Source organism: Falsiruegeria mediterranea M17 (assembly GCF_900302455.1).
GTDB lineage: Bacteria > Pseudomonadota > Alphaproteobacteria > Rhodobacterales > Rhodobacteraceae > Falsiruegeria > Falsiruegeria mediterranea.
The window spans coordinates 295,535-319,491 of sequence record NZ_ONZG01000002.1 but is presented as its reverse complement, the minus strand read 5'-3'; the positions used below and the strand labels follow the sequence as shown (position 1 = coordinate 319,491).

General features: G+C 58.9%; 19 protein-coding genes, 1 pseudogene and 1 riboswitch. Of the genes and pseudogenes, 10 read left to right on the top strand and 10 right to left on the bottom strand.

Annotated elements, in window-relative coordinates:
- Positions 1-32: 32 nt before the first annotated feature.
- The gene (locus TRM7615_RS04820) at positions 33-413 is read left to right on the top strand and encodes a hypothetical protein (protein ID WP_235824019.1); all 381 of its coding nucleotides are present in this window, start codon (positions 33-35) and stop codon (positions 411-413) included.
- 227 nt (positions 414-640) lie between these two features.
- Here the strand turns inward: TRM7615_RS04820 and TRM7615_RS26295 are convergent.
- The 3 genes and pseudogenes from TRM7615_RS26295 to xseA form a co-directional block, all read right to left on the bottom strand.
- Positions 641-754: pseudogene (locus tag TRM7615_RS26295) on the bottom strand (IS481 family transposase); the annotation flags it as partial.
- A gap of 447 nt (positions 755-1,201) precedes the next feature.
- Positions 1,202-1,843 carry a glutathione S-transferase family protein gene (locus tag TRM7615_RS04810; protein ID WP_108785765.1) on the bottom strand — a complete coding sequence of 214 codons (642 nt, stop codon included), beginning with the start codon at positions 1,841-1,843 and terminating at the stop codon, positions 1,202-1,204.
- Position 1,844: 1 nt separating this feature from the next.
- Entirely contained in the window at positions 1,845-3,350 is a 1,506-nt protein-coding gene (gene xseA, locus TRM7615_RS04805) for an exodeoxyribonuclease VII large subunit (protein ID WP_108785764.1), read from the bottom strand.
- Positions 3,351-4,038: 688 nt separating this feature from the next.
- Between xseA and TRM7615_RS26105 the strand changes: the two genes are divergently transcribed.
- The 3 genes from TRM7615_RS26105 (at position 4,039) to TRM7615_RS04785 (ending at position 6,042) form a co-directional block, all read left to right on the top strand.
- Positions 4,039-4,167 (top strand): hypothetical protein, encoded by a 129-nt coding sequence (locus TRM7615_RS26105; protein ID WP_268877543.1) that lies wholly within the window; start codon positions 4,039-4,041, stop codon positions 4,165-4,167.
- Between the two features lie 91 nt (positions 4,168-4,258).
- The gene (gene purD, locus TRM7615_RS04790; RefSeq protein ID WP_108785761.1) at positions 4,259-5,521 is read left to right on the top strand and encodes a phosphoribosylamine--glycine ligase; all 1,263 of its coding nucleotides are present in this window, start codon (positions 4,259-4,261) and stop codon (positions 5,519-5,521) included.
- 188 nt (positions 5,522-5,709) lie between these two features.
- A complete protein-coding gene (locus TRM7615_RS04785; RefSeq protein WP_108785760.1) occupies positions 5,710-6,042 on the top strand; it encodes a hypothetical protein in 333 nt (110 codons plus the stop codon).
- Positions 6,043-6,189: 147 nt separating this feature from the next.
- Here the strand turns inward: TRM7615_RS04785 and TRM7615_RS04780 are convergent, their stop codons facing one another.
- Together TRM7615_RS04780 and TRM7615_RS04775 are read right to left on the bottom strand one after the other, a co-directional pair.
- Positions 6,190-6,942 carry an FG-GAP repeat domain-containing protein gene (locus tag TRM7615_RS04780; protein WP_370739772.1) on the bottom strand — a complete coding sequence of 251 codons (753 nt, stop codon included), beginning with the start codon at positions 6,940-6,942 and terminating at the stop codon, positions 6,190-6,192.
- The gene (locus TRM7615_RS04775; protein ID WP_108785759.1) at positions 6,942-7,265 is read right to left on the bottom strand and encodes a 2Fe-2S iron-sulfur cluster-binding protein; all 324 of its coding nucleotides are present in this window, start codon (positions 7,263-7,265) and stop codon (positions 6,942-6,944) included. The genes TRM7615_RS04780 and TRM7615_RS04775 overlap by 1 nt, the downstream gene beginning before the upstream one ends.
- 159 nt (positions 7,266-7,424) lie before the next feature.
- On the opposite strand from TRM7615_RS04775, the gene TRM7615_RS04770 reads away from it, so the two are divergent.
- Positions 7,425-7,802, top strand: coding sequence for an OB-fold nucleic acid binding domain-containing protein (locus TRM7615_RS04770; RefSeq protein ID WP_108785758.1), 378 nt, complete (start codon positions 7,425-7,427; stop codon positions 7,800-7,802).
- Between the two features lie 66 nt (positions 7,803-7,868).
- Positions 7,869-8,444, top strand: a complete 576-nt coding sequence (locus TRM7615_RS04765; RefSeq protein WP_108785757.1) for a peptidoglycan-binding domain-containing protein — start codon at positions 7,869-7,871, stop codon at positions 8,442-8,444.
- A gap of 25 nt (positions 8,445-8,469) precedes the next feature.
- Here the strand turns inward: TRM7615_RS04765 and TRM7615_RS04760 are convergent, their stop codons facing one another.
- Positions 8,470-9,171, bottom strand: coding sequence for a glutathione S-transferase N-terminal domain-containing protein (locus TRM7615_RS04760; RefSeq protein WP_108785756.1), 702 nt, complete (start codon positions 9,169-9,171; stop codon positions 8,470-8,472).
- A 48-nt stretch (positions 9,172-9,219) separates the two neighbouring features.
- Positions 9,220-10,146, bottom strand: coding sequence for a DUF726 domain-containing protein (locus TRM7615_RS04755; protein ID WP_108785755.1), 927 nt, complete (start codon positions 10,144-10,146; stop codon positions 9,220-9,222).
- Positions 10,147-10,633: 487 nt separating this feature from the next.
- Between TRM7615_RS04755 and TRM7615_RS04750 the strand changes: the two genes are divergently transcribed.
- Both TRM7615_RS04750 and metZ read left to right on the top strand, forming a co-directional pair.
- Positions 10,634-16,087, top strand: a complete 5,454-nt coding sequence (locus TRM7615_RS04750) for a CHRD domain-containing protein (RefSeq protein ID WP_108785754.1) — start codon at positions 10,634-10,636, stop codon at positions 16,085-16,087.
- Positions 16,088-16,599: 512 nt separating this feature from the next.
- A riboswitch (SAM riboswitch) is annotated at positions 16,600-16,677 on the top strand.
- A 71-nt stretch (positions 16,678-16,748) separates the two neighbouring features.
- Positions 16,749-17,939: an O-succinylhomoserine sulfhydrylase gene (metZ, locus tag TRM7615_RS04745; RefSeq protein WP_108785753.1), complete on the top strand. Its 1,191-nt coding sequence runs from the start codon at positions 16,749-16,751 to the stop codon at positions 17,937-17,939.
- A gap of 268 nt (positions 17,940-18,207) precedes the next feature.
- Here the strand turns inward: metZ and TRM7615_RS04740 are convergent, their stop codons facing one another.
- Positions 18,208-19,182, bottom strand: a complete 975-nt coding sequence (locus tag TRM7615_RS04740; protein WP_108785998.1) for a hypothetical protein — start codon at positions 19,180-19,182, stop codon at positions 18,208-18,210.
- 436 nt (positions 19,183-19,618) lie between these two features.
- On the opposite strand from TRM7615_RS04740, the gene TRM7615_RS04735 reads away from it, so the two are divergent.
- The gene (locus tag TRM7615_RS04735) at positions 19,619-20,875 is read left to right on the top strand and encodes an alpha/beta hydrolase family protein (protein WP_207775219.1); all 1,257 of its coding nucleotides are present in this window, start codon (positions 19,619-19,621) and stop codon (positions 20,873-20,875) included.
- Positions 20,876-20,960: 85 nt separating this feature from the next.
- Here TRM7615_RS04735 and TRM7615_RS04730 read toward each other — a convergent pair whose 3' ends face one another.
- Both TRM7615_RS04730 and TRM7615_RS04725 read right to left on the bottom strand, forming a co-directional pair.
- Positions 20,961-22,205 carry a M24 family metallopeptidase gene (locus TRM7615_RS04730; RefSeq protein ID WP_108785751.1) on the bottom strand — a complete coding sequence of 415 codons (1,245 nt, stop codon included), beginning with the start codon at positions 22,203-22,205 and terminating at the stop codon, positions 20,961-20,963.
- Complete coding sequence (locus TRM7615_RS04725; RefSeq protein ID WP_108785750.1) at positions 22,202-22,987, bottom strand: HalD/BesD family halogenase; 786 nt, start codon at positions 22,985-22,987, stop codon at positions 22,202-22,204. The genes TRM7615_RS04730 and TRM7615_RS04725 overlap by 4 nt, the downstream gene beginning before the upstream one ends.
- A 103-nt stretch (positions 22,988-23,090) precedes the next feature.
- Here TRM7615_RS04725 and TRM7615_RS04720 point away from each other — a divergent pair, with 103 nt between their 5' ends.
- A complete protein-coding gene (locus TRM7615_RS04720; protein WP_108785749.1) occupies positions 23,091-23,939 on the top strand; it encodes a LysR substrate-binding domain-containing protein in 849 nt (282 codons plus the stop codon).
- Positions 23,940-23,957: the final 18 nt, after the last annotated feature.

Sequence of the window (23,957 nt, the reverse complement as noted above, 5' to 3'; positions counted from 1 at the left end):
TTGCGAGACTTGTGCTCATGATGATGCGCCTGATGATTCTCCTGTCGCTGTGTGCGGCCCCGGTCGCGGCCCAAGGCCTTATGACGGCCGAAGAGTTCGATGCCTACACCCAAGGCAAGACACTGTTTTACGGTAACGGAGGTGAGGTCTATGGCGTCGAACGCTATATGGCGGGGCGCCGGGTGGTCTGGTCCTTTCTGGATGGAGATTGCAAGGAAGGCGTCTGGTATGAACAAGGCGGGCAGATATGTTTCATCTACGAGGAACGCCTTGATCCACAATGCTGGAGCTTTGAGCAGACATCCCGCGGCCTGATCGCCCGGTTCGAGGATGACCCAGAGGGCACCGAGCTCTATGAGGCAGAAGACCTCGACGAAGAGATGATCTGTTATGGGCCGGACGTCGGGGTCTAGGCGTTCGCTCGCGGGATCTGGTGGATTGGATGCGGGATGATGCGTTCCGGCTCTGGCGTCCGGGTTTTGTGGATGCATTCGCAAGGAATGGGACGGTTGAGCAACTTCAAACGTCACGCGCGATTGTTGGCGTTCAGAACGTCAGCGAGATGCCAGCGCAGGCGAAGGTGGTTGTCGATGTCGTACCGCTTTCCTGTCGCGCCCTTGATCGTGCGGTCATGTCTGGAAGACGAGACATCCAGTGGACATTGTCGCTTGGGCAATTTGGCAACGGTCTTGGGATTGATGCCAAGTTCCTGGCTCAACTCTGCTATCGCCTGCAAGGCCATGGATCGCTGCATTGCTGCTCTGACTGCGTGCGTGCCCTCTGGGCAGGTTTGCTATGCAAATCAACTGCCGGGGAACAGGACGTGGTACTGCCATGACGAACCAGTCCCATGGTGCTCCCTTCCATTCCAACCAAAAAATCAGACTATGCAACCCTCGGATCAAACACAAAGGTCCCGAGAGGTCCGATGGTCAGGTGCGGCGCAAAAGCGATCTCATTTCTGTGTAGGGGATACATATCTCGGGGTGCTCCCGCGCCCGAGCGGTCCTGGCTTCGCCAGCACCGCTAGCGGCCTTGGGCCGCGCGCCTCGCTTGTCGCTCGGCGCGGTCCCGCGTGTGGCAGTCGTTCAACCACAAGCGCCAACCGCCCCGCCGCGCGCAGCGCGGCCCGGCCCAACGGGAGGAGGTGTCCCGCAAGGGGCATCGACGACGGGCGGGAGTGCCCCCGTCTTGGATCTTTTTAACGGATACGCAGTGAGTCGTATGACACCATCACGTGTTCCCGGTAAGCCGGACGTTGGCACAGGTCGTCGTAATATTGGCGCAGGTGCATGAAATCAGCGCGCACAATCTCGATGTCGTAGTAGCGATGCAGGACATGACCCAGCTGAATATCGGCCAGTGTAAGCTCGGGACCTGCCAAGAAGGGTGCATGCGAAAGCTGTCTGTCCGCAATCATCAGCTTGTGTTCCAATTCTCGAACCGCTGTCCGAATTGCGTCGGTGTCCTGATCCTGCGGCGCGGTTCTGATCACGCGCCAGAACACCGGAACGGTGAACTCCATCGCGATGTTGATCTTGGCCCACTCGGCCCATTTGTCGACCTGTGCGCGCGGGTGCGAATCTTGCGGCCAAAAGCCGTCGTCGCCGTAGGTCGCCGCCAGATACCGCAGAATTGCGCCGGTTTCCCAGATCGGCGCGCCGTCCCCGTCCTGCAGCACCGGAACCGTGCGGTTGGGGTTGAGCGCGCCAAAAGCATCCGTGTCCAACCCGCCGTGGATAAGGCCCGCGTCGTGACGCGTATAAGGCAGGCCCAACTCTCCGACGCACCACATCAGGGCCTGTACATTCGACGACGTCTTGCGGCCCCAGATCGTCAGCATCTCAGAACAGGGAACCCTGGTTGGGCGGGGTGGGTTTTGCCTTTTTCGACGCGGGTTTCGGCGTTGGTTTAACATCGTTTGTCGCGGAGGCGCCGGTACTCAAAACCCCATCTGCGAACTCGATCTCCAGCGCGCTGTGTTGTTCGGCCTGCGCCTTGGTTGTTACCACCTGCCCATCGCCGCGCACCACGGCATAGCCGCGTTTGAGCGTTGCCTTGTAGCTGAGTGTCTCGCGCAGCCGATCTGTGGCCTCGATCTGTTGACGCAACCGGTCCAGGCGCGCGGTTTGGGTTGTGTTCATACGCTCGGTCAGACGTGTCAGCTGATCTTTCCGAACTGTAAGCTCCCGCTGAATGGGCCGCAACGACAGGCGAGAGGACAGGTTGTGACAGCGATCCCGGCGTCCTTCGACTAACGCGCGCAATGTGGACGGGCGCAGGTGCGCCGAGGCATCCAGCAGTTTCACCCGCCGGTTCTGCACCCCCCGGATCAGCGCATTGGGCAGGCGTTCAGCAGCCTGATCCAACCGTTGCCGTGGTGTGTCCAACAGGGTCTCTGCGCGGGGCAGGGCGCGGGACAGATCGCGCAGGCGTTGCGAGCGACGCTGCACGCCGTCCGTGGTGGCGCGCGACAGGCGGGCGCCTTGTTCTTCGATCCAGGCAGCGAGTTCCAGGCGCACCGGCACGGCAAGCTCGGCGGCTGCTGTCGGCGTGGGGGCCCGCCGATCCGAGACATAGTCGATGAGCGTGGTGTCTGTCTCGTGTCCCACGGCAGAAATCAGGGGGATGTCGCTGGCGGCGGCGGCGCGCGCGACCACCTCTTCATTGAAGCCCCACAGATCTTCGACCGAGCCACCGCCGCGCGCCACGATCAAAAGATCGGGTCGGGGCAGAGAACCGCCGGGGGTCAGCTGGTTGAAACCATCGATGGCGCGGGCGACTTCGGGGGCGCAGTTCGCACCTTGCACGGCGACAGGCCAGATCAGCACCTTGCGCGGAAAGCGGTCACGCAATCGGTGCAGGATGTCCCGGATCACAGCCCCCGAGGGCGAGGTCACGACGCCGATGATTTGCGGCAGATATGGCAGCGGCTTTTTGCGCTCAGACGCAAAGAGCCCTTCAGCCTCAAGCTGTTTCTTGCGCTTTTCCAAGAGCGCCATCAGCGCGCCTTGGCCGGCCACTGCGACCTCATCCACGTTCATGTTGTATTTCGATTGCGCACCAAAGGCCGTAAGCCGCCCGGTTACCACGACCTCGAGCCCTTCTTCGGGCACCACCGACAGGCCACTGATCTGACCCTTCCAGGTGGTGCAGGCGAGCACGCTGCGATCGTCCTTGACGTCATAGTACAGGTGGCCCGAGCGCGCCTTGAACACGCGCCCCACTTCGCCACGCACGCGAATCCGCCCGAATGTGCCCTCGAGCGTACGCTTTACCTCGCCGGAGAGCTCGGAAACGCTGTATTCGGGCATGTTCTGCCCCGGTGTGGGATCGTCGAGAAGGTCCATTCCTGCGCCCTGTCTTGCCTGTAAGCACAGCTTAATCTGTCGTGCGCGCAAGGCCAAGCCGATGCGGCCCTCATTTACCTGCATCTGACCCCAAGGCCAAAGGTCAAAGCCATGAAGACCGGGAAACCTCAGGCTTTTGCCGAACTCAAACGGTGTATCGTTCTGGATGCCGCAATGGCCGAGTTCGAGGCGCGCGATTGCCAGGGCAGCAGGTGTGACCTTCGGCGCGATCTATTCCATGTTCGACGGCAAGTATGATCTTTGTGGTGCACTGCTGGCTGAATCCCTGGAACCTTTGAACGCACATGGGGTCACGCAGGTAACGAAAGCAAAAAGCACCGATGGGGTGGGCCCAAACCTAGGTTCGCGGGTTTTACACCTACTGCGCTGACCGGCTGTTTGAGGTGCAATTGAGAGGCTGACGGTTGTGTGGGGCATGGAACTGGCCATGTGGTGCGACAACCGGGTGATGGCTGGCACTGCCCATTTGGCGTCTTTTGACGTCGATGGGGATCACACTGATGGACGGTGGCACCGTTCGGCTGCAGCGTCTGGTGGGGTAGGGCAAGGTGTTGGAACTTGCCACGACAGGTCGAAAAGTCCCTGCTGAGGAGTGCTGGCAGATCGGTTTGGCGGAAAGGGTCGTGCCCGAGGGCGCGGACCGCGCCCGATCATTGCGACGTGGGGCATGCCGGTGCACGAAGCCTTGGAACATGAATGGGCGCACGGCCAGGGTGCCATCGAGGAAGAGGGCACGGCAGGGGCTGAGCGGTTCAACTCGGGCGCGGGACGACACGGAGATTTTCAGAACATCTGAACGATGGGCGTGGTGAATGGCCGCGCTCCTCTTGCGGGGCGGGCCTTGGAGGGCTAGACCGCGCGGGACATTCTTGCGTTGGAGACCCCTCATGAACATCCTCATTCTCGGCAGTGGTGGGCGTGAGCATGCCCTGGCCTGGGCTGTGCTGCAGAACCCCAAATGCGACAAGCTGATCGTGGCGCCGGGCAACGCAGGTATCGCGCAGATCGCCGATTGCGCGACCATCGACATCGAAAGTGGCGGCGTGGTGGTCAGCTTTGCCGAAGAGAACGCGATTGATTTTGTCATTGTCGGCCCTGAGGCGCCGCTGGCAGCCGGTGTTGCGGATCGCCTGCGCGAGGCGGGCATTCTGGTCTTTGGCCCTTCGGCGGCCGCGGCCCAGCTTGAGGCATCCAAGAGCTTCACCAAGGAAATCTGCGATGCGGCCAATGCGCCGACGGCAGGCTATGGGCATTTCACCGAGGCCGACGCCGCCAAGGCCTATATCCGCGACCAAGGCGCGCCGATCGTGGTCAAGGCTGACGGTCTGGCCGCAGGCAAGGGTGTGATCGTGGCAATGGACGAGCAGACCGCGCTGGATGCCATCGACGACATGTTCGGCGGTGCCTTTGGCGGAGCGGGTGCTGAAGTGGTGATCGAAGAGTTCATGGAAGGCGAAGAGGCCTCGCTGTTCGTGCTCTGCGATGGCGAGGACATCCTGTCTATCGGCACCGCGCAAGACCACAAGCGCGTGGGCGAAGGCGACACAGGTCTGAACACCGGCGGCATGGGGGCCTATTCTCCGGCCCCGGTGCTGAGTGACAAGATCGAGGCGCTCGCGATGGATCAGATCGTGCGCCCGACCATGGCCGAGATGGCCGAGCGCGGCATGCCGTTTCAGGGCGTGCTGTATGTTGGGCTGATGATCAAGGACGGCCAGCCGCGTCTGGTGGAATACAACGTGCGCTTTGGCGATCCCGAATGCCAGGTGCTGATGATGCGTTTGGGGGCACAGGTGATGGACCTGATGCATGCCGCGGCGCAGGGGCGCTTGGGCGAGGCGCAGGTGAACTGGGCCGACGATCACGCAATCACCGTGGTGATGGCGGCCAAGGGCTATCCGGGTTCCTATGAGAAGGGTACCGAGATCAAGGGGTTGGAGGCGCTGCCCGAGGACAGCTCGAACATGGTGTTCCATGCGGGCACCAAAGCCGAGAGCGGCGCAGTGCTGGCCTCGGGCGGGCGCGTTCTGAACGTGACGGCGCGGGGGGCTTCGCTGCAAGAGGCACGGGATCGAGCCTATGAGATGGTCGAGGCCATCGACTGGCCCGGTGGGTTCTATCGCCGCGACATCGGCTGGCGCGCGCTGTGAGCCAAGTTTGGCTTTGAACATTGACTGGAGAAGGTCCCGTGAGGGGCCTTTTTTGATTTTGGGAAGCCCAGGCGCGTCCAATGTGAAGTGGGTGTTTAATCTACCTTCAAGTGTCAAGAATGAGCCCAAATTGGTATTTGGCCATCGGTCTGTCTATCGGTGAGCATCCGCTTTGCAGACCGTACTAGATGAGTACTTTCGAGGATTTTGAGATTGATGTTCTCGTGCGTCTTGGTGAAGGGGTGCTTTCAGAACGCCAGATCATACAATTGAGCAAGGAAGGTGAATTGGTATCTCTGGACTTCTGCGGGAGCGGGTACCTGTTAACTGTGCGGCACAACAGTTTGGTTCTGGATCGACGCGTTCTAAACCATCCAATCATCTCGGGAACCGTCGGTGATTTGCTGACCGGATTTGTCGCATTTGTTGAAAAGGACGAAGTTACTCTTGAGTGCTTTTCCTATGGTGGCGAAGTTGTACCGCAGAACTTTCGATATCTGGAAGTGCAGGTCACCCAGTAACCTCTTTGAACGACAAGTCTGTCCTGTTCAGCGAACCTTGGGAGTGGCTGGAGGGGCGAGATGCTCCCGCCCATCGTTGACGCCTGGCGGCGCCGCCTCAGGTTGGGCCGGGCGCCGCGCTGATGCGCGGCGCGGTTGCGTCCAGGATTAACAGTTGCGTGCAACGTCCAGGCTTTGGCGCCCGTTGAAAGGTCCGAGGTCGCTTTGGGTCCAGCCTTGGCCGTCATAGCGGACGGAAATGATACGCCGCCAATTGCCCGAGGCGAGGATCAGCTCTGGTGTGTCCCCACACGCGCGCAGCCCGCCCGAGATAAAGTCCTCGCCAATCCGGTGGTTGGTCAGGCCGGGGAGGGTGGCAATCTCGGTCAATGTGCCGTCCCTGTACCGCCAGATGCGCAGTGTTTTGGCCAGGTGTGGGCGGTCGACATAGGCGATCTCTACAAACCCGTCGCCGTCCAAGTCGCCGATGCCAGCCGGGGCCAGCCAACGGTTGCGGGTGCCGATATGGGGGGTGGAGGCGATCTTTTGGCCGGTCAGATCATAAACAGCCAGTTGCGCACCGGTTTGCGCCTGGCTTTCGATGGTGACGATTTCGGGCACGTCGTCGCCGTCCAGATCGGCAAGCCGGGGGGCAAGGTCCTCAAACACTCGGTCCTGGGGGAGGCGCACAGTGATGGTCTGACCGGCTGACCGGATCACCAATGCGCCGTATTCCACGTCGTCTCCCAACACACCATGAGGATAGCGCCGGGTCGGCTCGTCATATTCGGCGGTGACTGCTGGTTGTGTGGTTTGTGACGTGGCTGCTTGCGACATTGGCCACAGACACAAAGCCATCACCGCGCCGCGGATGGGCGCGGGCCAGGGGCGCGACGGGTGGCGCGGCGCCCCCCGCAGCATCAGATCTGTTTCTCGGGCATTTGCACGATCAGGCCGTCCAGGGCATCGGTCACCTTGACCTGGCAGGTCAGGCGCGAGCGGTCGGCGTCGGGCTCGAACGCAAAGTCCAGCATGTCCTCTTCCATGTCATCCTTGGCAGGCAGTTTCTCAACCCAGTCGGGGTGCACATAGACGTGGCAGGTCGAACAGGCGCAGGCGCCGCCACAGTCTGCCTCGATGCCGGGAATGTTGTTGTCCCGTGCGCCTTCCATCACGGTCAGGCCGTTGGCGACATTGACGGTATGCTCTTTGCCACCGTGCTCGATGTAAGTGATCTTTGCCATTGCTCACGTCTTCCTTTGCGATGTTCCGCAAACTCCTTAGACAAGGGACATGGGCGATGCCAGTGTCATTTGCGACCCCGGGGGACGCGTCTGGACTTTCGTAGCGTATGTTCTATCTTTGTTCTTGTAATTGTTACCTCAAAACAGGGCAGGGCCGTGATGTTCGTGACACCGATTCACCAAACCACTGGTACAGGCGGCTGGCCCCGCCCGCCGGCCTGTCTGGTGGCCGCCCGGCTGGAGGAACCGCCAGAGGGCGCGCGGATCACGGTGGCGGGGCTGGTGATCCTGCGGCAAAGGCCCGGAACCGCCAAGGGGGTGATCTTTCTCACGCTCGAGGATGAGACCGGGGTGGTCAACATCGTGGTCTGGCGCAAGATCTATGAACGTTTCCGCCGTGCAGTCATTGCCGGGCGGCTCTTGCGGGTTACGGGCCGGATGCAGCGGGCCCATTCCGTGACCCATGTGATTGCCGAAGAGATCGAGGATATCTCGCCCATGCTGGATCATTTGCTGGCCCCGCAAGGTGCGCCCTGATGTCTCCCTTTGCGCGAGGTGTGATTTTGCGATAAGATCACGCCAAACGCCCACAGAGGCCCGAGCATGACCCAGTTTCGTATCACCCTGAGCGCGCTTGCGCTGATCGGTCTTGGCGCCTGCGCCTCGGCCGTGCCCGATCTGGGGGCCTTGAACGAGCCTGAGGTCACACGCTTCAACGCCGAGGCCCCTCCGGGTGCTGCGCCCAACACCTGTTGGGGCAAGGACGTGACGCCTGCCATCATCGAAACCGTCACCAATCAGGTGATGCTGCAACCGGCCGAAGTCCTGGCCGATGGCACCGTGCAACAGCCTGCCATCTTCAAGACCGAAACCCAGCAGCAGATTGTCCGCCCGCGCCAGGAAACCTGGTTCCAGACGCCCTGCGCACACGAGATGACGCCCGAGTTTGTCTCGTCAGTTCAACGCGCCCTGGCTGCGCGCTATCTGTATCGCGGGCCAATCAATGGCGAGATGGACGCGCGCACACGGGCTGCCGTACGCCGGTACCAAAAGCCCGAAGGCCTGGATTCCGGCATCCTGAGCCTCGCCGCTGCTCGCAAGATGGGGCTGGTCGCTGTTCAGCTTGACGGCGTCGAGGCAGATCTTGAACCGGACAAAGTCCAGCAGGAAGACATCTGAGCGCTGACAGAGGTTCCGCGCAGCACTATTTCCGTTTGAACAGGGTATCCTGCGCCTGTTTGCTGCGGTGATCGCCGCGCAGCTCGATCTTGAGCGACTGACCCGCCTGCACCCCGGGACGGCTGCCAACCTGTTCCAGCCAGCGTGCGAAATGTGGCTTGTCGTCCAGCGTCTGCTGCTGTCCCTCCCACAGGCAAGCCCAGGGCCAGATTGCCATATCCGCGATCGAGTAGAACCCGCCGGCCACAAATTCATTGTCGGCCAGACGCCGATCCAGCACACCATAGAGACGCGCAACCTCGGCGCGATAGCGGTCCTTGGGATAGGGCAGATCCTGCGGCGGGTCCATGTTGGGCGCATATTTCAGAAAGTGATGCGCCTGTCCCGCCATCGGGCCAACGCCGCCCATCTGCCACATGAGCCATTGTTCGACCGTCAAGCGGTCCCGCTCGGTTTCGCCATAGAACCGCCCGGTCTTGCGCGCCAGATACATCAGGATCGCCCCGCTTTCGAAAAGCGAGACCGGTGCGTCACCCGGTCCATCGGGATCGGTGATGGCAGGCATTCGGTTGTTGGGGGCGATCTTCAAAAATTCAGGATCGAACTGATCGCCCTTGCCGATGTTGATCAGGTGAAGGTTATAGGGCAGCCCCATCTCTTCCAGCGCGATGGACACCTTCCACCCGTTGGGTGTCGGCCAATAATAAAGGTCGATTGGTTTCGGCATGCCTGTCCCCCTCTGGCGCGCACCTCTGGCGCAATGTTCAGAAGCGGATCATGGGGTATTCTGCGCAAACGGCAAGGGAAAGTCATACCGGGGCAGTGCAAACAAACGTGACCAACGCGCCGCTGTCTGGTCGGGCAGGGCGTCCTGCAAGGCGGCAAGCGACAGTGGCCTGTCGGAGCACAGCAGACGGTCATAGAGGTTGAATACACCGGGGCGCATATAGCTGGACCAATGGCAGATACGCCGGTTCGGGGCCTCGATCGGCACACCGAGCGCGGCAAGAGCATTCAGGCTGTGGCTGCAATCCAACTGAAGCGTGACTGCGTTTGGGGCGGCAATGCCTTGGCCGATGGCACAGTCGCTTGGGGCCGAGGGCGCGATGACCCGCTCGAACAGGAAATCGAAAAGATCATTTTCCCGCGCGGTCACGTTTATGAACTCTGCCGACTTGCCGGCTCGTGTAGACAGCGCATCGAGCGTACGCATCCGGTAAGCGGCGCCGGTCAGGGAAATGATCCGCGCGAGTTGTCCGGGTTCCAAGTGATGCAAGGCCTCCAGCGCCACTTCAATTCCAAGAGAATGGCCGATGAAGTGAACCGGACGATTGGGGTTCACTTGTTTCAGGCAACAAATGACACGGGCCAGCGCCTGGCCCGCCTGCAAAGCGCGCCGCCGAGCCGCCCAAAGGGTACCATGCGCATCCCAACCGAATGCGATGGACAGGCGGTCCGGACGGTCAAGGCCAAGCGCACGCGGCCAACTCTTGACCCGCTTGGGGCGCGCCTTGGGGGCCATTGAAAGCACCAGATCATGAGGGCAGTCGACAGGGTCATGGGTGCGATAGGAATACCCATGGGTCATGATGACAACTGGCCCGGGTAAGTCGCGCGTTTGCCGGATCACACTCTCAACCGACTGCGGACTGTCATGTATTGTTGGTTGCGTTCCTTGCGCGTTGATCCGAAGTATCGTCATCCAGCTGCCCCAATCCAGATGTTTACGGGCTCCTTGGCATGACGCTATGACGGTTGGATGAAGCCCCGGTTACAGCTCCGTGACGGTCTGTGTTGCCTGGAACGTTGGCGCGCGAGTGTTGCAGACTTGATGCGGTCTGTTGCCAGGCGCGGACGTATCCAGCGGGCCTATTGTTTCTTGATGTCGGGCTGGACGCATCGATCTGATGCGTGATGCAAAAGAGAATGCGAGGCACTTGAGCACCCCAAATCCCGTCGCCGTTATACGAAACTGTATTCGGAGGGCTCTGCAAGTTGAAGCCCGGCCCCCGCCTGACGGGCTGTCGGCAAGTTTTATTTTGTAAATCGGGTTTTATGTTATAGGAATGAGGCACAATTTTTTGAATGTTTCCTCGCGTCAATTTTTCTGTATGACCCTCGCCAAGGCAATGTTCTGAAAGGTGAGGGAGATTTTTGCAGCTAAACACGCGACATAGCTGGAGCTGCCAATGTCCATTGCTTTTCAAATCTCACTTGATGGATCCCAAGTTACGACGCCGGTTACAACAACGGCCAATGGTATTGGGTACGGGATCTACGACACTGTAAATGATACGTTTTCTTACACTGTTCGCATCAGTCAACTGGATTTTGGAAACCTCTTTGACAGCGGCGTAGCGGAAACAGCAGATACGAGCGACGACGTCACGACCGCCCACATCCATCAGGGCGCGACCGGCGCAAGCGGCGGTGTGGCGTTTGCCTTCCTCAACGATGGCGACCTTACACAGACACACAATGCGGATGGCTCGCGAACGATCAGCGGCATCTGGGACACGACGGACACGCCGTCGATCGATCCGACATATTCCACGATCTTTGGCAATTCGACCCCGGGCAGTGATACCGGCCTGTATTTCAATTTCCACACGGCGGGCAACGGAGGCGGAGAGATCCGCGGGCAAATCCTTGGGATGTCGGATGAAAACGCCAACACCGTAAACGGTACCACGGGCGATGACACGCTGTTTGGTCTCGGGGGCAATGACACGATCAGTGGCGACGCCGGGGAAGACTCGCTTTCGGGCGGTGATGGCAACGACTCTCTGACAGGCGGAGCAGATGGCGACACTCTGGACGGGGGCGCCGGTGACGACACCATGGCCGGAGGGGCCGGTGACGATTCTTATTACGTGGGCTCCGCGGGCGATACGGTCGTTGAAGATGCCAGTGGATCAAATAGCGACCGTGTCGTTTCGGCGATTACGTACACCTTGGGGGACCACGTTGAAAACCTCAGGCTTTGGCGGGATACCCCAAGTGGATTCGACGTCTCCGATATTGATGGAACGGGCAACGCGGGCAACAACTTTTTGCAGGGGAATTATGGGGCCAACCGGCTTTCAGGTCTCGGTGGCAACGATTCGATTGCGGGGCTAGCGGGTGACGACACGCTTGATGGTGGCGATGGTGATGATTCTTTGTTTGTGGGAATTGGGGACAACCTTCTGATTGGCGGCGATGGCACGGATATCGCATCAATTGCTGTCGTCAGCACTGACGCGACCGTGGCAATGGGGACAAACTCGGTGATTGTGACGTCCGCTCGTGGCGTGGATACGATCATGGATGACGTCGAAAGTGTTCAGTTCAACGATCAAGCACTAAGTTATGCGCAACTCGTGGCGATGGTGCCGCCGCCGGTGGAACGGGTTTATCAGTTTGCACTGAATGGTGCGCAGGCCAATGGTGGCGCCGGGACAGGAAGTTCGGCAACGGGTACGGGCTACGGGATCTTCGACCCTACCACGGGAAATCTGACGTACAGCTTGACGGTCTCGGGCTTGGACTTTGGTTCCAGGCTGCCGGGGTTCAACAATCGCGAGACCACGGACACTACGGATGATGTGACCGCCGCCCATATCCACACTGGCGCGCGCGGCACAAACGGCGGCGTTGCGTTCAATTTCCTGAACGACAACGATCTGGCGGCCACATTGAACGCGGATGGATCCTGGACAATGTCCGGTATCTGGGACAGCAGCGAAGGGATTGACCCCTTTGCGACGGCGCTGGGCACCACGATGCCCGGCACCGATATGCCGCTGTATTTCAATATTCATACTACGACAAATCCCGGAGGTGAGATCCGGGGGCAGTTCGTGTCGTCAGCAGATGATACTGCGAATACGATCGTGGGTACGCCGGGCAACGATACCCTGCTTGGGCGTGACGGCAATGACACGATAAGCGGTGGCGAAGGGAATGACTCGCTGACCGGTGGTGCGGGCCAAGACACTCTAAATGGTGGCCCCGGAGATGACACCATGGCCGGCGGTGCCGATGCTGATTGGTATTACGTGGACTCCGCGGGTGATACAGTCGTTGAAGATGCCAGTGGATCAAATGACGACCATGTCTTTTCGGCGATTACGTACACCTTGGGGGATCACGTTGAAGGCCTCAGTCTTCAGGGTGACACCTTCAGTGTAACCGACGTCAAGGACATCGACGGAACGGGAAACGCGGGCAACAACTCTATGAGCGGGAATTTCGGGGCCAACCGGATTTCGGGTCTCGGTGGCAACGATACGATTGTTGCGCAAGCTGGCGATGACACACTTGATGGCGGCGCTGGTGATGACTCCTTGAGCGGGGGACACGGGGACGATCTTCTGATTGGCGGCGATGGTACGGATACGGCAACAATTGCTGTCGCCAGCACTGACGCAACGGTTGCATTGGGGACAAACTCGGTGATCGTGACGTCCTCTCGTGGTGTGGACACCATCATGGATGACGTCGAAAGCGTAGAGTTCGCTGATCAAACGCTAAGCTATGCGCAGGTCATGGCGATGGTGCCGCCGCCGGTGGAACGGGTTTATCAGTTTGCACTGAATGGTGCGCAAGCCAATGGTGGCGCCGGGACAGGAAGTTCGGCAACGGGTACGGGCTACGGGATTTTCGACCCCACCTCGGGGAATCTGACGTACAGCTTGACGGTCTCGGGCCTGGATTTTGGCTCCAGGTTGCCGGGTTTCAACACTCGCGAGACCGCGGACACTGCAGATGATGTGACCGCCGCCCATATCCACACTGGCGCGCGCGGCACAAACGGCGGCGTTGCGTTCAATTTCCTGAACGACAACGATCTGGCGGCCACATTGAACGCGGATGGATCCTGGACAATGTCCGGTATCTGGGACAGCAGCGAAGGGATTGACCCCTTTGCGACGGCGCTGGGCACCACGATGCCCGGCACCGATATGCCGCTGTATTTCAATATTCATACTACGACAAATCCCGGAGGTGAGATCCGGGGGCAGTTCGTGTCGTCAGCAGATGATACGGCGAATACGATCGTGGGTACGCCGGGCAACGATACCCTGCTTGGGCGCGACGGCGATGACACGATTGCCGGCGGCGAAGGGAATGACAGCTTGCTGGGGGCTGATGGCGCAGACTCGCTGCTTGGTGATGGTGGCGTGGACATTTTAGATGGCGGTGATGGAAACGATATTCTGCGCGGCGGTGCCGACAGGGACGTTCTGTACGGCGCGGAAGGCAACGACACGCTGTTTGGTGAAGCCGGAAACGACTTCCTGGACGGTGGTTCCGGAGTTGATCAGATGTTTGGCGGGCTCGGAGATGACCAATACACCGTCGACGATGCGGGGGATGTTATCGTCGAGCAGGCCGGTGAAGGCACGGACACTGTCTCGCAACGCAGCGAGACTTACACGCTGAGCCAGCATGTGGAACACATTGTTCTAAGCGGTATCAACGCGCACACAGCAACCGGCAATGACCTGGGCAACTTTATCTTCGGAGATCGGTCCACAAACACAAACCTGGCCAAAACACTGCGTGGCTTGGGTGGCAATGATACTCTGTTGGCCGGTGATGCAGATGACAGGCTTGAAGGTGGGGATGGCGATGATCGCCTTGATGGGGGGCTTGGTGCGGATACGCTGATCGGTGGAGCCGGCAATGACCTGTATTTCCTCAGCGAGGCCGGAGACGTCATTCAGGAATCGGGAAACCAGGGTGACAATGACCGGGTGGCCGCGACCTTCAACATCAATTTGAGCGATGTGCAGTACTCTTCGGTCGAAGATCTCGAACTGTTGGGGACTGCCAACCTGACGGGACGGGGCAACTCCGGCGACAATGTGATCTTTGGGAACAGCGGTGACAACACCCTATTCGGCGGCGATGGGAACGACACGATCAATGGTCAGGAAGGATCTGATGCAGTTTACGGCGGCAACGGCGATGACATCCTCCGGGGCGCTGCAGATCACAGGACCGAAGCCTTCTCTGAGAATCTTGTTGGGGGACAAGGCAACGATACGTTGTTGGGCGCCGCAGGTGATGACAGCCTTTACGGCCAATGGGGCAACGACAGTCTGACCGCTGGTCTGGGCAATGATCTGCTTCTTGGCGAAGATGATGATGACACGCTCTTTGGCGAAGAGGGCAATGATACGCTTTCGGGTGGCGACGGGAACGACAGCCTGTTTGGAGGAGCAGACTTCGATTCGTTGTCGGGAGGTGCAGGGAACGACAGTCTCGATGGTGGCGATGGAGACGATCGGCTTGAAGGGGGCGGCGGCGACGATACGCTAAGAGGTCAAAGTGGCACGGACACAGCGGTCTTTTCGGTATCGAGCACCAGTGTTTCGGTGGCCGGAGACGCGAGTTCTTTGACAGTTACATCAGCCGATGGTGTCGATGTCGTTTTCAACGATGTCGAGAACTTTGACTTTAGGGGCCAAACGATGACCTATGCAGAGGTCATGGCGTTGATCGTCCCGATCTTCGACGGCACCAGTGGCTCCAATCTGCTCGAAGGCACTTCCGCTGCCGAACAGTTCAACGGCTTTGCCGGAAATGACTGGATCAGACCGGGCGAGGGCAATGATACAATTGATGGCGGCGATGGCAACGACATGGTCGATTTCCTGAGCCAGCCAGAGGTGCCGGGCAGAACCAACCTGGACTTCATGCTGGACCTCGACCTGAGTGCCGGTCGTGCCAGCCTGTTCAATGGTGACGTCAATACGTTGACCAACATCGAAAGAGCCACAGGCACAATTTTCGCCGACGTCATGAAGGGCGATGCAAACGACAACCATCTGCGGGGTCAGGGCGACTATGACTGGTTCCTGGCAACCGAAGGCAATGACACCCTTGAGGGCGGCAACGGCAAGGACATGGTCAGCTTCACAGGATGGGGCGGCAACGCAAGGCCCGTGACCACGGACATCTTCAATATCAGCTCAATTGACTTCAATGGCGTGCGTGTGGATCTAAATGACCCCTCGAACAACACCAACCTCGCCGCAGGCCAAACCTTTATAAGCATTGAGCGCATTACCGGGTCATCTTATCAAGATATCTTCTTTGGTGACGGAAACGAAAATGATTTCAGGGGCTTGGGCGGCTATGACTTCTTCGTGGGATCTGCCGGTGGACGCGAGCGTTACTTCGGGGGCGCTGGTATCGACACCGTGTCCTATTTCCAATCGACGTCGGGTGTGAGTGCCTCGATCCGGAACGGCCCGATCATTGACGGAGAGCAGGCCGGATACGGCACGCGAGGTGATGCCGCGCGAGATCTGTATTTCTCGATCGAGAATTTCATCGGATCAAATCACGATGACAGCCTCACCGGAAACAACTTGGTCAACCAGTTGAATGGCCTCGCCGGGGATGACTTCATATTCGGGTATGGTGGCAACGACCGGATGAAGGGCGGTGCTGGGAATGACACGATCAACGGTGGCGCAGGATCGGACTTCGCGATCTTCTCTGGCGACCGCGCGGATTATACGATTACCAGAACCTCTTCGACCGAAGTGACTGTGGATGGTCTTGATGGCACGGACAGCCTGATAAACGTTCAGTATTTTGTGTTCGACGATACAACATCGAACATCTGGGAGTTCTCTATCGTCTAGCGAGGGTCTCAAGGGGCGCGCGGACAAAGATCGGGTTCGAAGCCATTGCCAGGGATCCTTTGTCGCGAACCTGGTGGACGTGCATGTGATCGCTCCCATTCAAGTGGGGGTGATCAGGTCATTCCATGGTTATGGAAGTATGCGAAATTCTCGTTTCCGGGGCGGATTCTGTGTACCGATGAAGCCCAGATTTCATGGGCGTTCCTGTTGCTTTTAGCGGGCTGCGCTGCAAATCGGTTCGTTGGTTCGTCCCGGAAATTGTCTGGATTGGACGAACACTTCCCCCTTGCGTTTTGCAATGATCTAAGCCTTATACAAACTGCGACCTTCTGAACGTGTTCGCGAGATTGTATGTCCGATGGAACGCTGCCCGTGAGCTGCCGTCCAAAGGGCATACAGACCAAGGAAGACGTTTGGAAACGCGAGACTAAAATAGGTCGGTTGTGTGAGGCAAGCGATTGGCTGGTAGTGGGCGAATTCTTTCTCAAGTCAATGAGTTACCTTAGACATCAACCTTACCACGTGGTGATTTGATACCGGATTGCGGGCCACGCTAAACAACACCGCTAAAAGGTCAGGATGAAAGCCCCCTTTCGCTTGACCGCGCAGGGGTTTTTTTATTTTGGGCTTTCCGCCGGGAAGCATGGAAAGGAACGAAGACATGAGCGACAACTGGAACAAACGCACCCAGGCCGTTCACGGCGGCACACGCCGCAGCCAGTACAACGAAGTCAGCGAAGCGATTTTTCTGACCCAGGGGTTTGTGTATGAAAACGCCGAGGCCGCCGAGGCACGGTTCATCGAATGCGGCGAGGATGAATTCATCTATGCCCGCTACGGCAACCCCACTGTGTCCATGTTCGAACAGCGCATTGCGGCGCTGGAAGGGGGCGAAGACGCCTTTGCCACGGCCTCGGGCATGGCGGCTGTCAACGGGGCGCTGACCTCGATGCTCAAGGCGGGCGATCATGTGGTTTCGGCGAAGGCGCTCTTTGGGTCCTGTCTTTACATTCTGGAAAACATCTTGGCCCGCTATGGCGTCGAGGTGACCTTTGTCGACGGCACCAACCTCGTAGAGTGGAAAGCAGCCATCCGCCCGGACACCAAAGCGGTGTTCTTCGAATCCATGTCGAACCCCACGCTTGAGGTAATCGATATCGAAGCCGTTGCGAAACTGGCCCATGCGGTTGGCGCAACCGTGATCGTCGACAACGTCTTTTCCACCCCTGTCTTCTCATGTGCGATTGAGCAGGGGGCTGATGTCGTGGTTTATTCGGCGACCAAGCACATCGACGGTCAGGGCCGTGCGCTGGGCGGGGTGATCATCGGCACCAAAGAGTTTATTCGCGGCACGGTCGAGCCCTATCTCAAGCACACCGGCGGGGCGCTCAGCCCGTTCAATGCCTGGGTCATGCTCAAGGGGATCGAAACCATGGCGCTGCGCGTGAATGCCCAGGCGGCGACTGCACAGAAGATCGCCGAGGCGCTCGAAGGGCATTCGGTGCTGGAGCGTACCCTATATCCCGGGCTGGCGACCCATGCGCAAAGCGACCTGGTGCAGCGCCAGTTGGGCGGCAAGGGTGGCACGGTTCTGTCGCTGGATATCAAAGGCGGCAAAGAGGCGGCCTTTGCGTTTCTCAATGCGCTGACCATCCCGGTGATCTCGAACAATTTGGGCGACGCAAAGTCCATCGTGACCCACCCGGCGACCACGACGCATCAACGCCTGAGCGAAGAGCAGCGCGATGAGCTTGGTATCACCGCCGGTCTGATCCGCTTTTCGGTTGGCCTCGAAGACGCTGATGACCTGCTGGCAGATGTCAAGCAGGCGTTGGACAGCATAGCAAGGTAAGGTCGCTGATCTCGGGGGGCTCCCGCGCCCGCGCCAATCTGACTTCGTCAGCTCGGCGAACGGCCTTGGGCGTAGCGCCGGGCGATGCCCGGCGCGGGCGCTTGTGGCGTCTTTCACAACAAGCGCGACCACGTACCAGTTAAGGCCGCGGGGTCTCTTCTTGGCGTAACCGCCGAGCGCAGCGAGGCCCGGCCCAACGGGAGGAGGGCATCTTTGATGCACGAACGACGGGCGGGAGCCGTCCCTTTCCCTTTCATCGACGGTCCAATCAATTGCAGATCGGCAACTCCAGCGGGGGACGCTTGGGCAGCGATTGGCGCCATTGGTTAATGACGGGTTGCAGGGTACGTTTCGGCCAGAATTTCGGCATGCCGATGGTTTTAAGGCAGGCCGCGTTCCAGTACAGTCCGGCACCGGACACAGATCTGCCCCTCTGCACGGCTTTGGCCACGGCGTTGATGTCCTTGCCTTCGGGATAGATATACAGTGTCGTCGGGTTGCCTTCCGTCAACTCCAGGATGTCGCGTGATTCCGCTGGCGACCAGGTCGTACACCCGTTGCTGCGCCCGCCCGTGTAATTCACCAACCGGCCATAGGGGACATAGCCGTCCTTGTCGGCATGCGGACTTCGCGGGTTCTTGAGCCGACACTGCCATTTCAGAAACACCGCTGGATGCCCGCCAATCGCGCGTTCGCGGGCATTTGACGTCTCGCCCTCACCATCAAACAGCAGGAAGGTGCGATAGAACGGTTTCCGCTGGCCGGACTGGGAGTAATAGCCCTTGAATGATGTCCGCGATTCCGCCGTCACATAGTTCCCGCCCATCGTCAGCTTGGAGCCTTCGGCGTTGCTGAAGTTTCTGGCGCATTGGCGCCCGTTGGAGAAATTCGCTTTTTGCAGTTTGCGCCCGTTGCCATAGCCCGAGGACACCGAGCGGAACGTCCGATTGCCTTCGCAGATCACATAGAACCGCCGCCCGGGCCGACCATTGACCGTGCTGGGGCGGGTGGCGTCCTTGGCCAGATAGCAGGGGTTGCTCACCTCTCCCTGCCGTAGCTTTTCGTAGTATAGCGCCCGTGCGCGAGTCAGGACCACGGGGGCGATCTGCCCCTCGCCGGTGCCCATATGTTTGCGCAGCCAGTTCGGAATCTCCGAACTTTGCGCGGACGCTTGTGTGGAAAGACTACCCGCCATCGGGATCAGGATCATTGCTGCAATGGCGAGACGACGTGAATGCGACAACACTGACACATCTCCTGCTTGATCTACCTCTGCTGAAGTGTAGCACAGATTGCGCAGACCGGACGTGGAAAAGTCCGGGATGGCAGCATTTGGCTCATACTGATCATGATTGAAAAGACATCATCGATGCGGCCACTCCTTGCTACTGAAGGCGGGCTGCGGACCAAAACACCTCGTGCAGTGGCATTGGAGCGCGGCATTCTAACAACGTCGATACGGAGTAGCTCTTCCAACGGTCACACGGCAGGCCAGCGCTCCAGTCGAAATGAACGAAATACTAAAGCCCGAATAACTTGCCCGAATTTTCCGATGTTACTTGAGCGGCGAGATTCTTTCGTTAGGCTGGGGCTTTCTGTGGAGGATAATGGTTTTGACACGTAATATTTCCAGGACGTTGCCGTTTGCTCTTGTGACCGCAATTGCAGGGAGCGCTCTGATGGCTGAAAACCGGATTGATACTCAATTGCCGAACGCACCTGAATTGGCCGCATATGGCGAATTGACCGTGGGTGTGCGTCAATTCGAGCTGGTTAATCCCGATCAGATTGACATCCTGGCAATTGACCCGGCCGCAGACAAACCAGCCGAACTCCCCACTTATGATCGACCTCTGACAGTCGAAATGTGGTATCCTGCCGAGGCTGGCGCGACAGGAGATACTGGTTTCAACGCTTTCCTGCGCGATGGCATCACAGAGGTAACACTGGTCGGCCGAGCCATACGGGATGCGGCGCCCGCAGGTCAGGGATATCCACTTGTCTTGATCAGCCATGGGTATCCCGGCAACCGGTTTTTGATGTCGCATCTGGCAGAAAACTTGGCATCCAAAGGCTATGTGGTGGCTTCGATTGACCACACGGATAGCACGTACCGAACACAAGCCGCGTTTGGATCTACGCTGGTGAACCGCTCGCTTGATCAGCTTTTTGTTCTCAATGAAATGGCTGGTATGGCTGATGAAGGTGGAGTCTTTGCCGGGCTTTATGATGCGAATAGAACCGGGATCATTGGTTATTCCATGGGGGGGTATGGGGCGATCATCACGGCTGGTGGTGGCGTAACAGAAGCATCTGTTGCCTATCCCTGGGGTGCGCCACATGGCACGCTTGGCATCCATCTGGCGGGCAGCGAAACACACAGATCATTGCCGGATGCTCGCGTGAAAACAGCCATAGCAATAGGTCCGTGGGGAATGAATACCGGCTTCTGGAATGCCGAAGGCTTAGCAGGTATCCAGATCCCGATGATGTTTATCGCAGGCTCGCAGGATGAAACGTCGCTGTATGAAAATGGTGTGCGCGCGATCTGGGAGCAGGCCTCGGACATGTCCCATGCTTTGCTGACATATGTGAACGGTGGTCACAACACTGCAGCACCAATTCCAGCCCCAAAAGAAAGCTACTACTTCAGCGAAGACAAGGGGTTCAACATTTCAGAGCACTATTCTGATCAGGTTTGGGACACTGCGCGCATGAACAACATTGCGCAGCATTTTGTCACCGCTTGGATGGACAGTCATTTGAAAGGTGAATCGGAAAAAGGCGCTTATCTTGATTTGGTTACAGAGTCCAATGTCGGCGTGTGGTCCATGAATGACGACGGCACCCCGAAGGAAGACCACACCTATTGGCATGGTTTTGCGAACGGCACGGCTAAGGGCCTGAAGTATGAAGTCAAAGGTGGCGCCAACTAGTTTCTCTTCAGGGACGTACGACAAAGGCACTCGGGTACTTCCATTAAATGCCGCAGCATCCCTAGCGACCCCAATGTTTTCGGCCTCACATCTCCCAAGGGAAACTGTCCAGCCTCTCCGGCCCGTCGTTTGTTATCAGTACTTGTGTTTCCAGCTTGACGCTTTCTGAACCCTTCTCTCCGATCAAGCTTTCGACACAGATCACCTGACCAACCTCGAAAACGCCGCCATGGCTGGCCTCGAAATCGGGGTGGAGCAGGACCACGGGCCATTCATCCGCCATGCCCACGCCGTGTGCGGCCAGCGAATAACGGTAGGGTTGATAGCCTTCCGGGATCTGCCAGCTTTTGGTGTTGAACTCGGCAAAGCTCAGCCCCGGTTGTATCAGTGCCATGTTGTGCTCGATCTGAGAGCGCGCTGCTGAATACAGCCGCTTTTGCGTGTCAGTCATTTCGGCATCGCCGCAGGTCCACGATCGGCTCAGGTCTGCGCAATAGCCATAGGGGCCGATCATGTCCGTGTCGAAACTGATCATCTCGCCCAACTGACATTCCCTGTCCGAGCATTCCTTGTACCAGGGATTGGTGTTCGGCCCACACGTGAGCAGCTTTGTCTCCAGCCACTCGCCACCTGAGCGCGCGTTCTCGAAGTGCAGATGGGCCCACAACTCGCGCTCGGTTACACCAGGGTCCGAGTGCTGATAGATGCGGGCCATGCCTGCCTCACAGACGCGGATGGTCCAGCGCATCAGTTCAATCTCGTCAGCGGATTTGATCGAGCGGGCGATCTCGGTGATCTGGCCGCCCTCAATGATCTGCACGCCGCGCGCGGTGAGCGCTGCGACGCCTTCCGGCTCCATCCGGTCCACCGCAAGCCGCATGTTGCCACCACCGTGCGTGCGCAATTCGGCGGCGATCTCATCGGCCCAAAGGTTCAGCCTCTCATCTGCGCGGTCGCCCGCGGCCATGAACATCCAGCCAATGGAATTGCGCAACTCGTCAATGCCGGGCAAACCGTCGTTCAGATGCTCGCAGCCTTTGAATTCGAACATGATCCCCGGCCCGCCATTCAGGATCATCGCGTAGCGGATCGGGTTGTGGCTGGTCCAGACGCCCATGTTGGAGCTGTCAAACGCATAGCGGATGTTGACCGGATCATAGAGCAACAACCCTGCCACATCATGTGCATCCATCAGCGCGCGGAACCGCGACAGGCGATAGGCGCGGGCGCGGTCCAGCACCTCTTGGCGAACCGGGCTCTTGAGCGGTTTGTCGGCGCCTTCCGAATTCAGGTAAGCCAGTTTGCGATCATCCTTGAACGGTGCGTTCATGATGCGCGCCCATAAAAACCAATGCGCTCGGCGTCCGAGAATTGCACGCCCGGCTTCTCGTAGAAGGAAAAGACCGAAATCACGCGCTCCTTGTTGCCCGATACTGGGGTTACCCGATGGGCGGTGTTCTTGCCCTTGAAGACATTCAACGTGCCAGGGCTGAGGGTTATGACCTTCGCGTCCGGGTCCTCGCCATTCAGCAGCCTGGCCACTCCGTCATAGTTGGGATCGCCCTCACTGCGCAAATCGGTGCGGTATTCGAACCCGCCGCCTTGATCGGGGGCTTGCAGCAGCAGGGTGGTGGTAAACTCGGACCGGTCAAAATGCCAGTTCAATGCCTGACCTTCCTGATACGACATGACATTTACCCGGGCCAGCGGGTCCTCCATCACGTGCAGTTCGGGCATTTCCATCGTGGCCGCCAAGAAGGTTGCGAATTCGGGCCATTCGTAAAGGCGCAGCAGGGGCGAGCCTGTGATCCGATCGGCGCACAGCGTCCGGTTCGAGGTTTGGAATTGGCGCAGGGCAGGGTGATCTTCTTCCAGCCCATCGATGGGTTTGAAATAGATGTTGTGCATCCGCTCGTGCAGGAACGCGTCAGTCGCAAAGGGGGCGGACATCGCGTCAACCGCTCGGGCTGCAACGTCCGGCAGCATCAGCCCGTCCAGATTGAACATGCCCTCGGCATCGAGGTCGGCCTTGCAGCGGTCAACGAGAGCTTGCCATTCCGGCGTGTGGGGGCGGTCGAGGGGAAAGCGGTCAAGATCGAGAATGTCGCGCATGGGAAACCTCATTGGCTGCGGGCTGACGAAACCCTGCCCGGTCCAGGTGGGGCTTGACCACTATGAAAAATCTTGGTGAGCATAAGGAAAACTTGAGGCTAACATGAATCTACCACCGCTGAACGCTTTGCGAGCTTTCGAATGTGCCGCCCGGACGGGCAGTTTTTCTGCTGCGGGGGCCGAGCTGGGCGTGACCGCTGCAGCCGTCAGCCTGCAGGTGCGCAATCTGGAAGACTGGCTGAACCTACAGCTCTTTGTGCGCAAGGCCAACCAGCTGCGGATCACGGATGCCGGGCGCGATTATTACCAGAACGCCGCCTCGGCCCTGGCCGAGATCGCGCGCTTTACGGATGTCTTGACCCAAAGGGATCAAAGCCGCCCCTTCGTGATCAGTGCAACGCCCGCTTTGGCACAGCTTTGGTTGCCGCAACGGTTGTCGGCATTTGCGCAGCTGCGCCCCGATATGCGCCTGGAATTGCGGTCAGAGGTTGAAGATCTGGATTTGGAATTGCATGGCATTGATGTGCGGTTGAGCTATGGCGGGGAACTGCCGGACTATGCCAGCCGCGCCGTTTTCACGGACCAATTGGTGCCGGTTGTTGCCGGTGAGGGCAGGCTTGAGGATTTTCGACGGATTGACGTGAATTGGGGCAGCCGCATCCTGTCGGTGCCAGGGTGGCGGCAATGGGGTGAGCGATATGGCGCATCTCCATCGGACGTAGCGCCCATAGCAGCGGCGTCGGTGCCCGAGGCGCTGGCGCTTTGTGCCTCTGGGATCGGGGCTGCTTTGTTGCCGGAAACCGTGGTGGCAGAGGCCCTGGAATCCGGGCGTGTCAGAAAATGTGATCCGCGAACGATCCAGATGCCGCGTCCCTACGTAATGATTCATGCACACTACAAAGCAAAGTCGCGACGGTTGATGGATTTTCAAAAGGCGCTTGATAAGGGGTGACAAAACGTAAGTGGAAGA

Coding starts and splice junctions, on each gene's coding strand:
- TRM7615_RS04785 (WP_108785760.1), top strand. CDS start 5,710: ATGAGTACTTTCGAGGATTTTGAGATTGATGTTCTCGTGCGTCTTGGT.
- TRM7615_RS04780 (WP_370739772.1), bottom strand. CDS start 6,942: ATGCTGCGGGGGGCGCCGCGCCACCCGTCGCGCCCCTGGCCCGCGCCC.
- TRM7615_RS04775 (WP_108785759.1), bottom strand. CDS start 7,265: ATGGCAAAGATCACTTACATCGAGCACGGTGGCAAAGAGCATACCGTC.
- TRM7615_RS04820 (WP_235824019.1), top strand. CDS start 33: ATGATTCTCCTGTCGCTGTGTGCGGCCCCGGTCGCGGCCCAAGGCCTT.
- xseA (WP_108785764.1), bottom strand. CDS start 3,350: ATGGACCTTCTCGACGATCCCACACCGGGGCAGAACATGCCCGAATAC.
- TRM7615_RS04770 (WP_108785758.1), top strand. CDS start 7,425: ATGTTCGTGACACCGATTCACCAAACCACTGGTACAGGCGGCTGGCCC.
- purD (WP_108785761.1), top strand. CDS start 4,259: ATGAACATCCTCATTCTCGGCAGTGGTGGGCGTGAGCATGCCCTGGCC.
- TRM7615_RS04810 (WP_108785765.1), bottom strand. CDS start 1,843: ATGCTGACGATCTGGGGCCGCAAGACGTCGTCGAATGTACAGGCCCTG.
- TRM7615_RS04720 (WP_108785749.1), top strand. CDS start 23,091: ATGAATCTACCACCGCTGAACGCTTTGCGAGCTTTCGAATGTGCCGCC.
- TRM7615_RS04755 (WP_108785755.1), bottom strand. CDS start 10,146: ATGACGATACTTCGGATCAACGCGCAAGGAACGCAACCAACAATACAT.
- metZ (WP_108785753.1), top strand. CDS start 16,749: ATGAGCGACAACTGGAACAAACGCACCCAGGCCGTTCACGGCGGCACA.
- TRM7615_RS04735 (WP_207775219.1), top strand. CDS start 19,619: ATGGCTGAAAACCGGATTGATACTCAATTGCCGAACGCACCTGAATTG.
- TRM7615_RS04765 (WP_108785757.1), top strand. CDS start 7,869: ATGACCCAGTTTCGTATCACCCTGAGCGCGCTTGCGCTGATCGGTCTT.
- TRM7615_RS26105 (WP_268877543.1), top strand. CDS start 4,039: ATGCCGGTGCACGAAGCCTTGGAACATGAATGGGCGCACGGCCAGGGT.
- TRM7615_RS04760 (WP_108785756.1), bottom strand. CDS start 9,171: ATGCCGAAACCAATCGACCTTTATTATTGGCCGACACCCAACGGGTGG.
- TRM7615_RS04725 (WP_108785750.1), bottom strand. CDS start 22,987: ATGCGCGACATTCTCGATCTTGACCGCTTTCCCCTCGACCGCCCCCAC.
- TRM7615_RS04730 (WP_108785751.1), bottom strand. CDS start 22,205: ATGAACGCACCGTTCAAGGATGATCGCAAACTGGCTTACCTGAATTCG.
- TRM7615_RS04750 (WP_108785754.1), top strand. CDS start 10,634: ATGTCCATTGCTTTTCAAATCTCACTTGATGGATCCCAAGTTACGACG.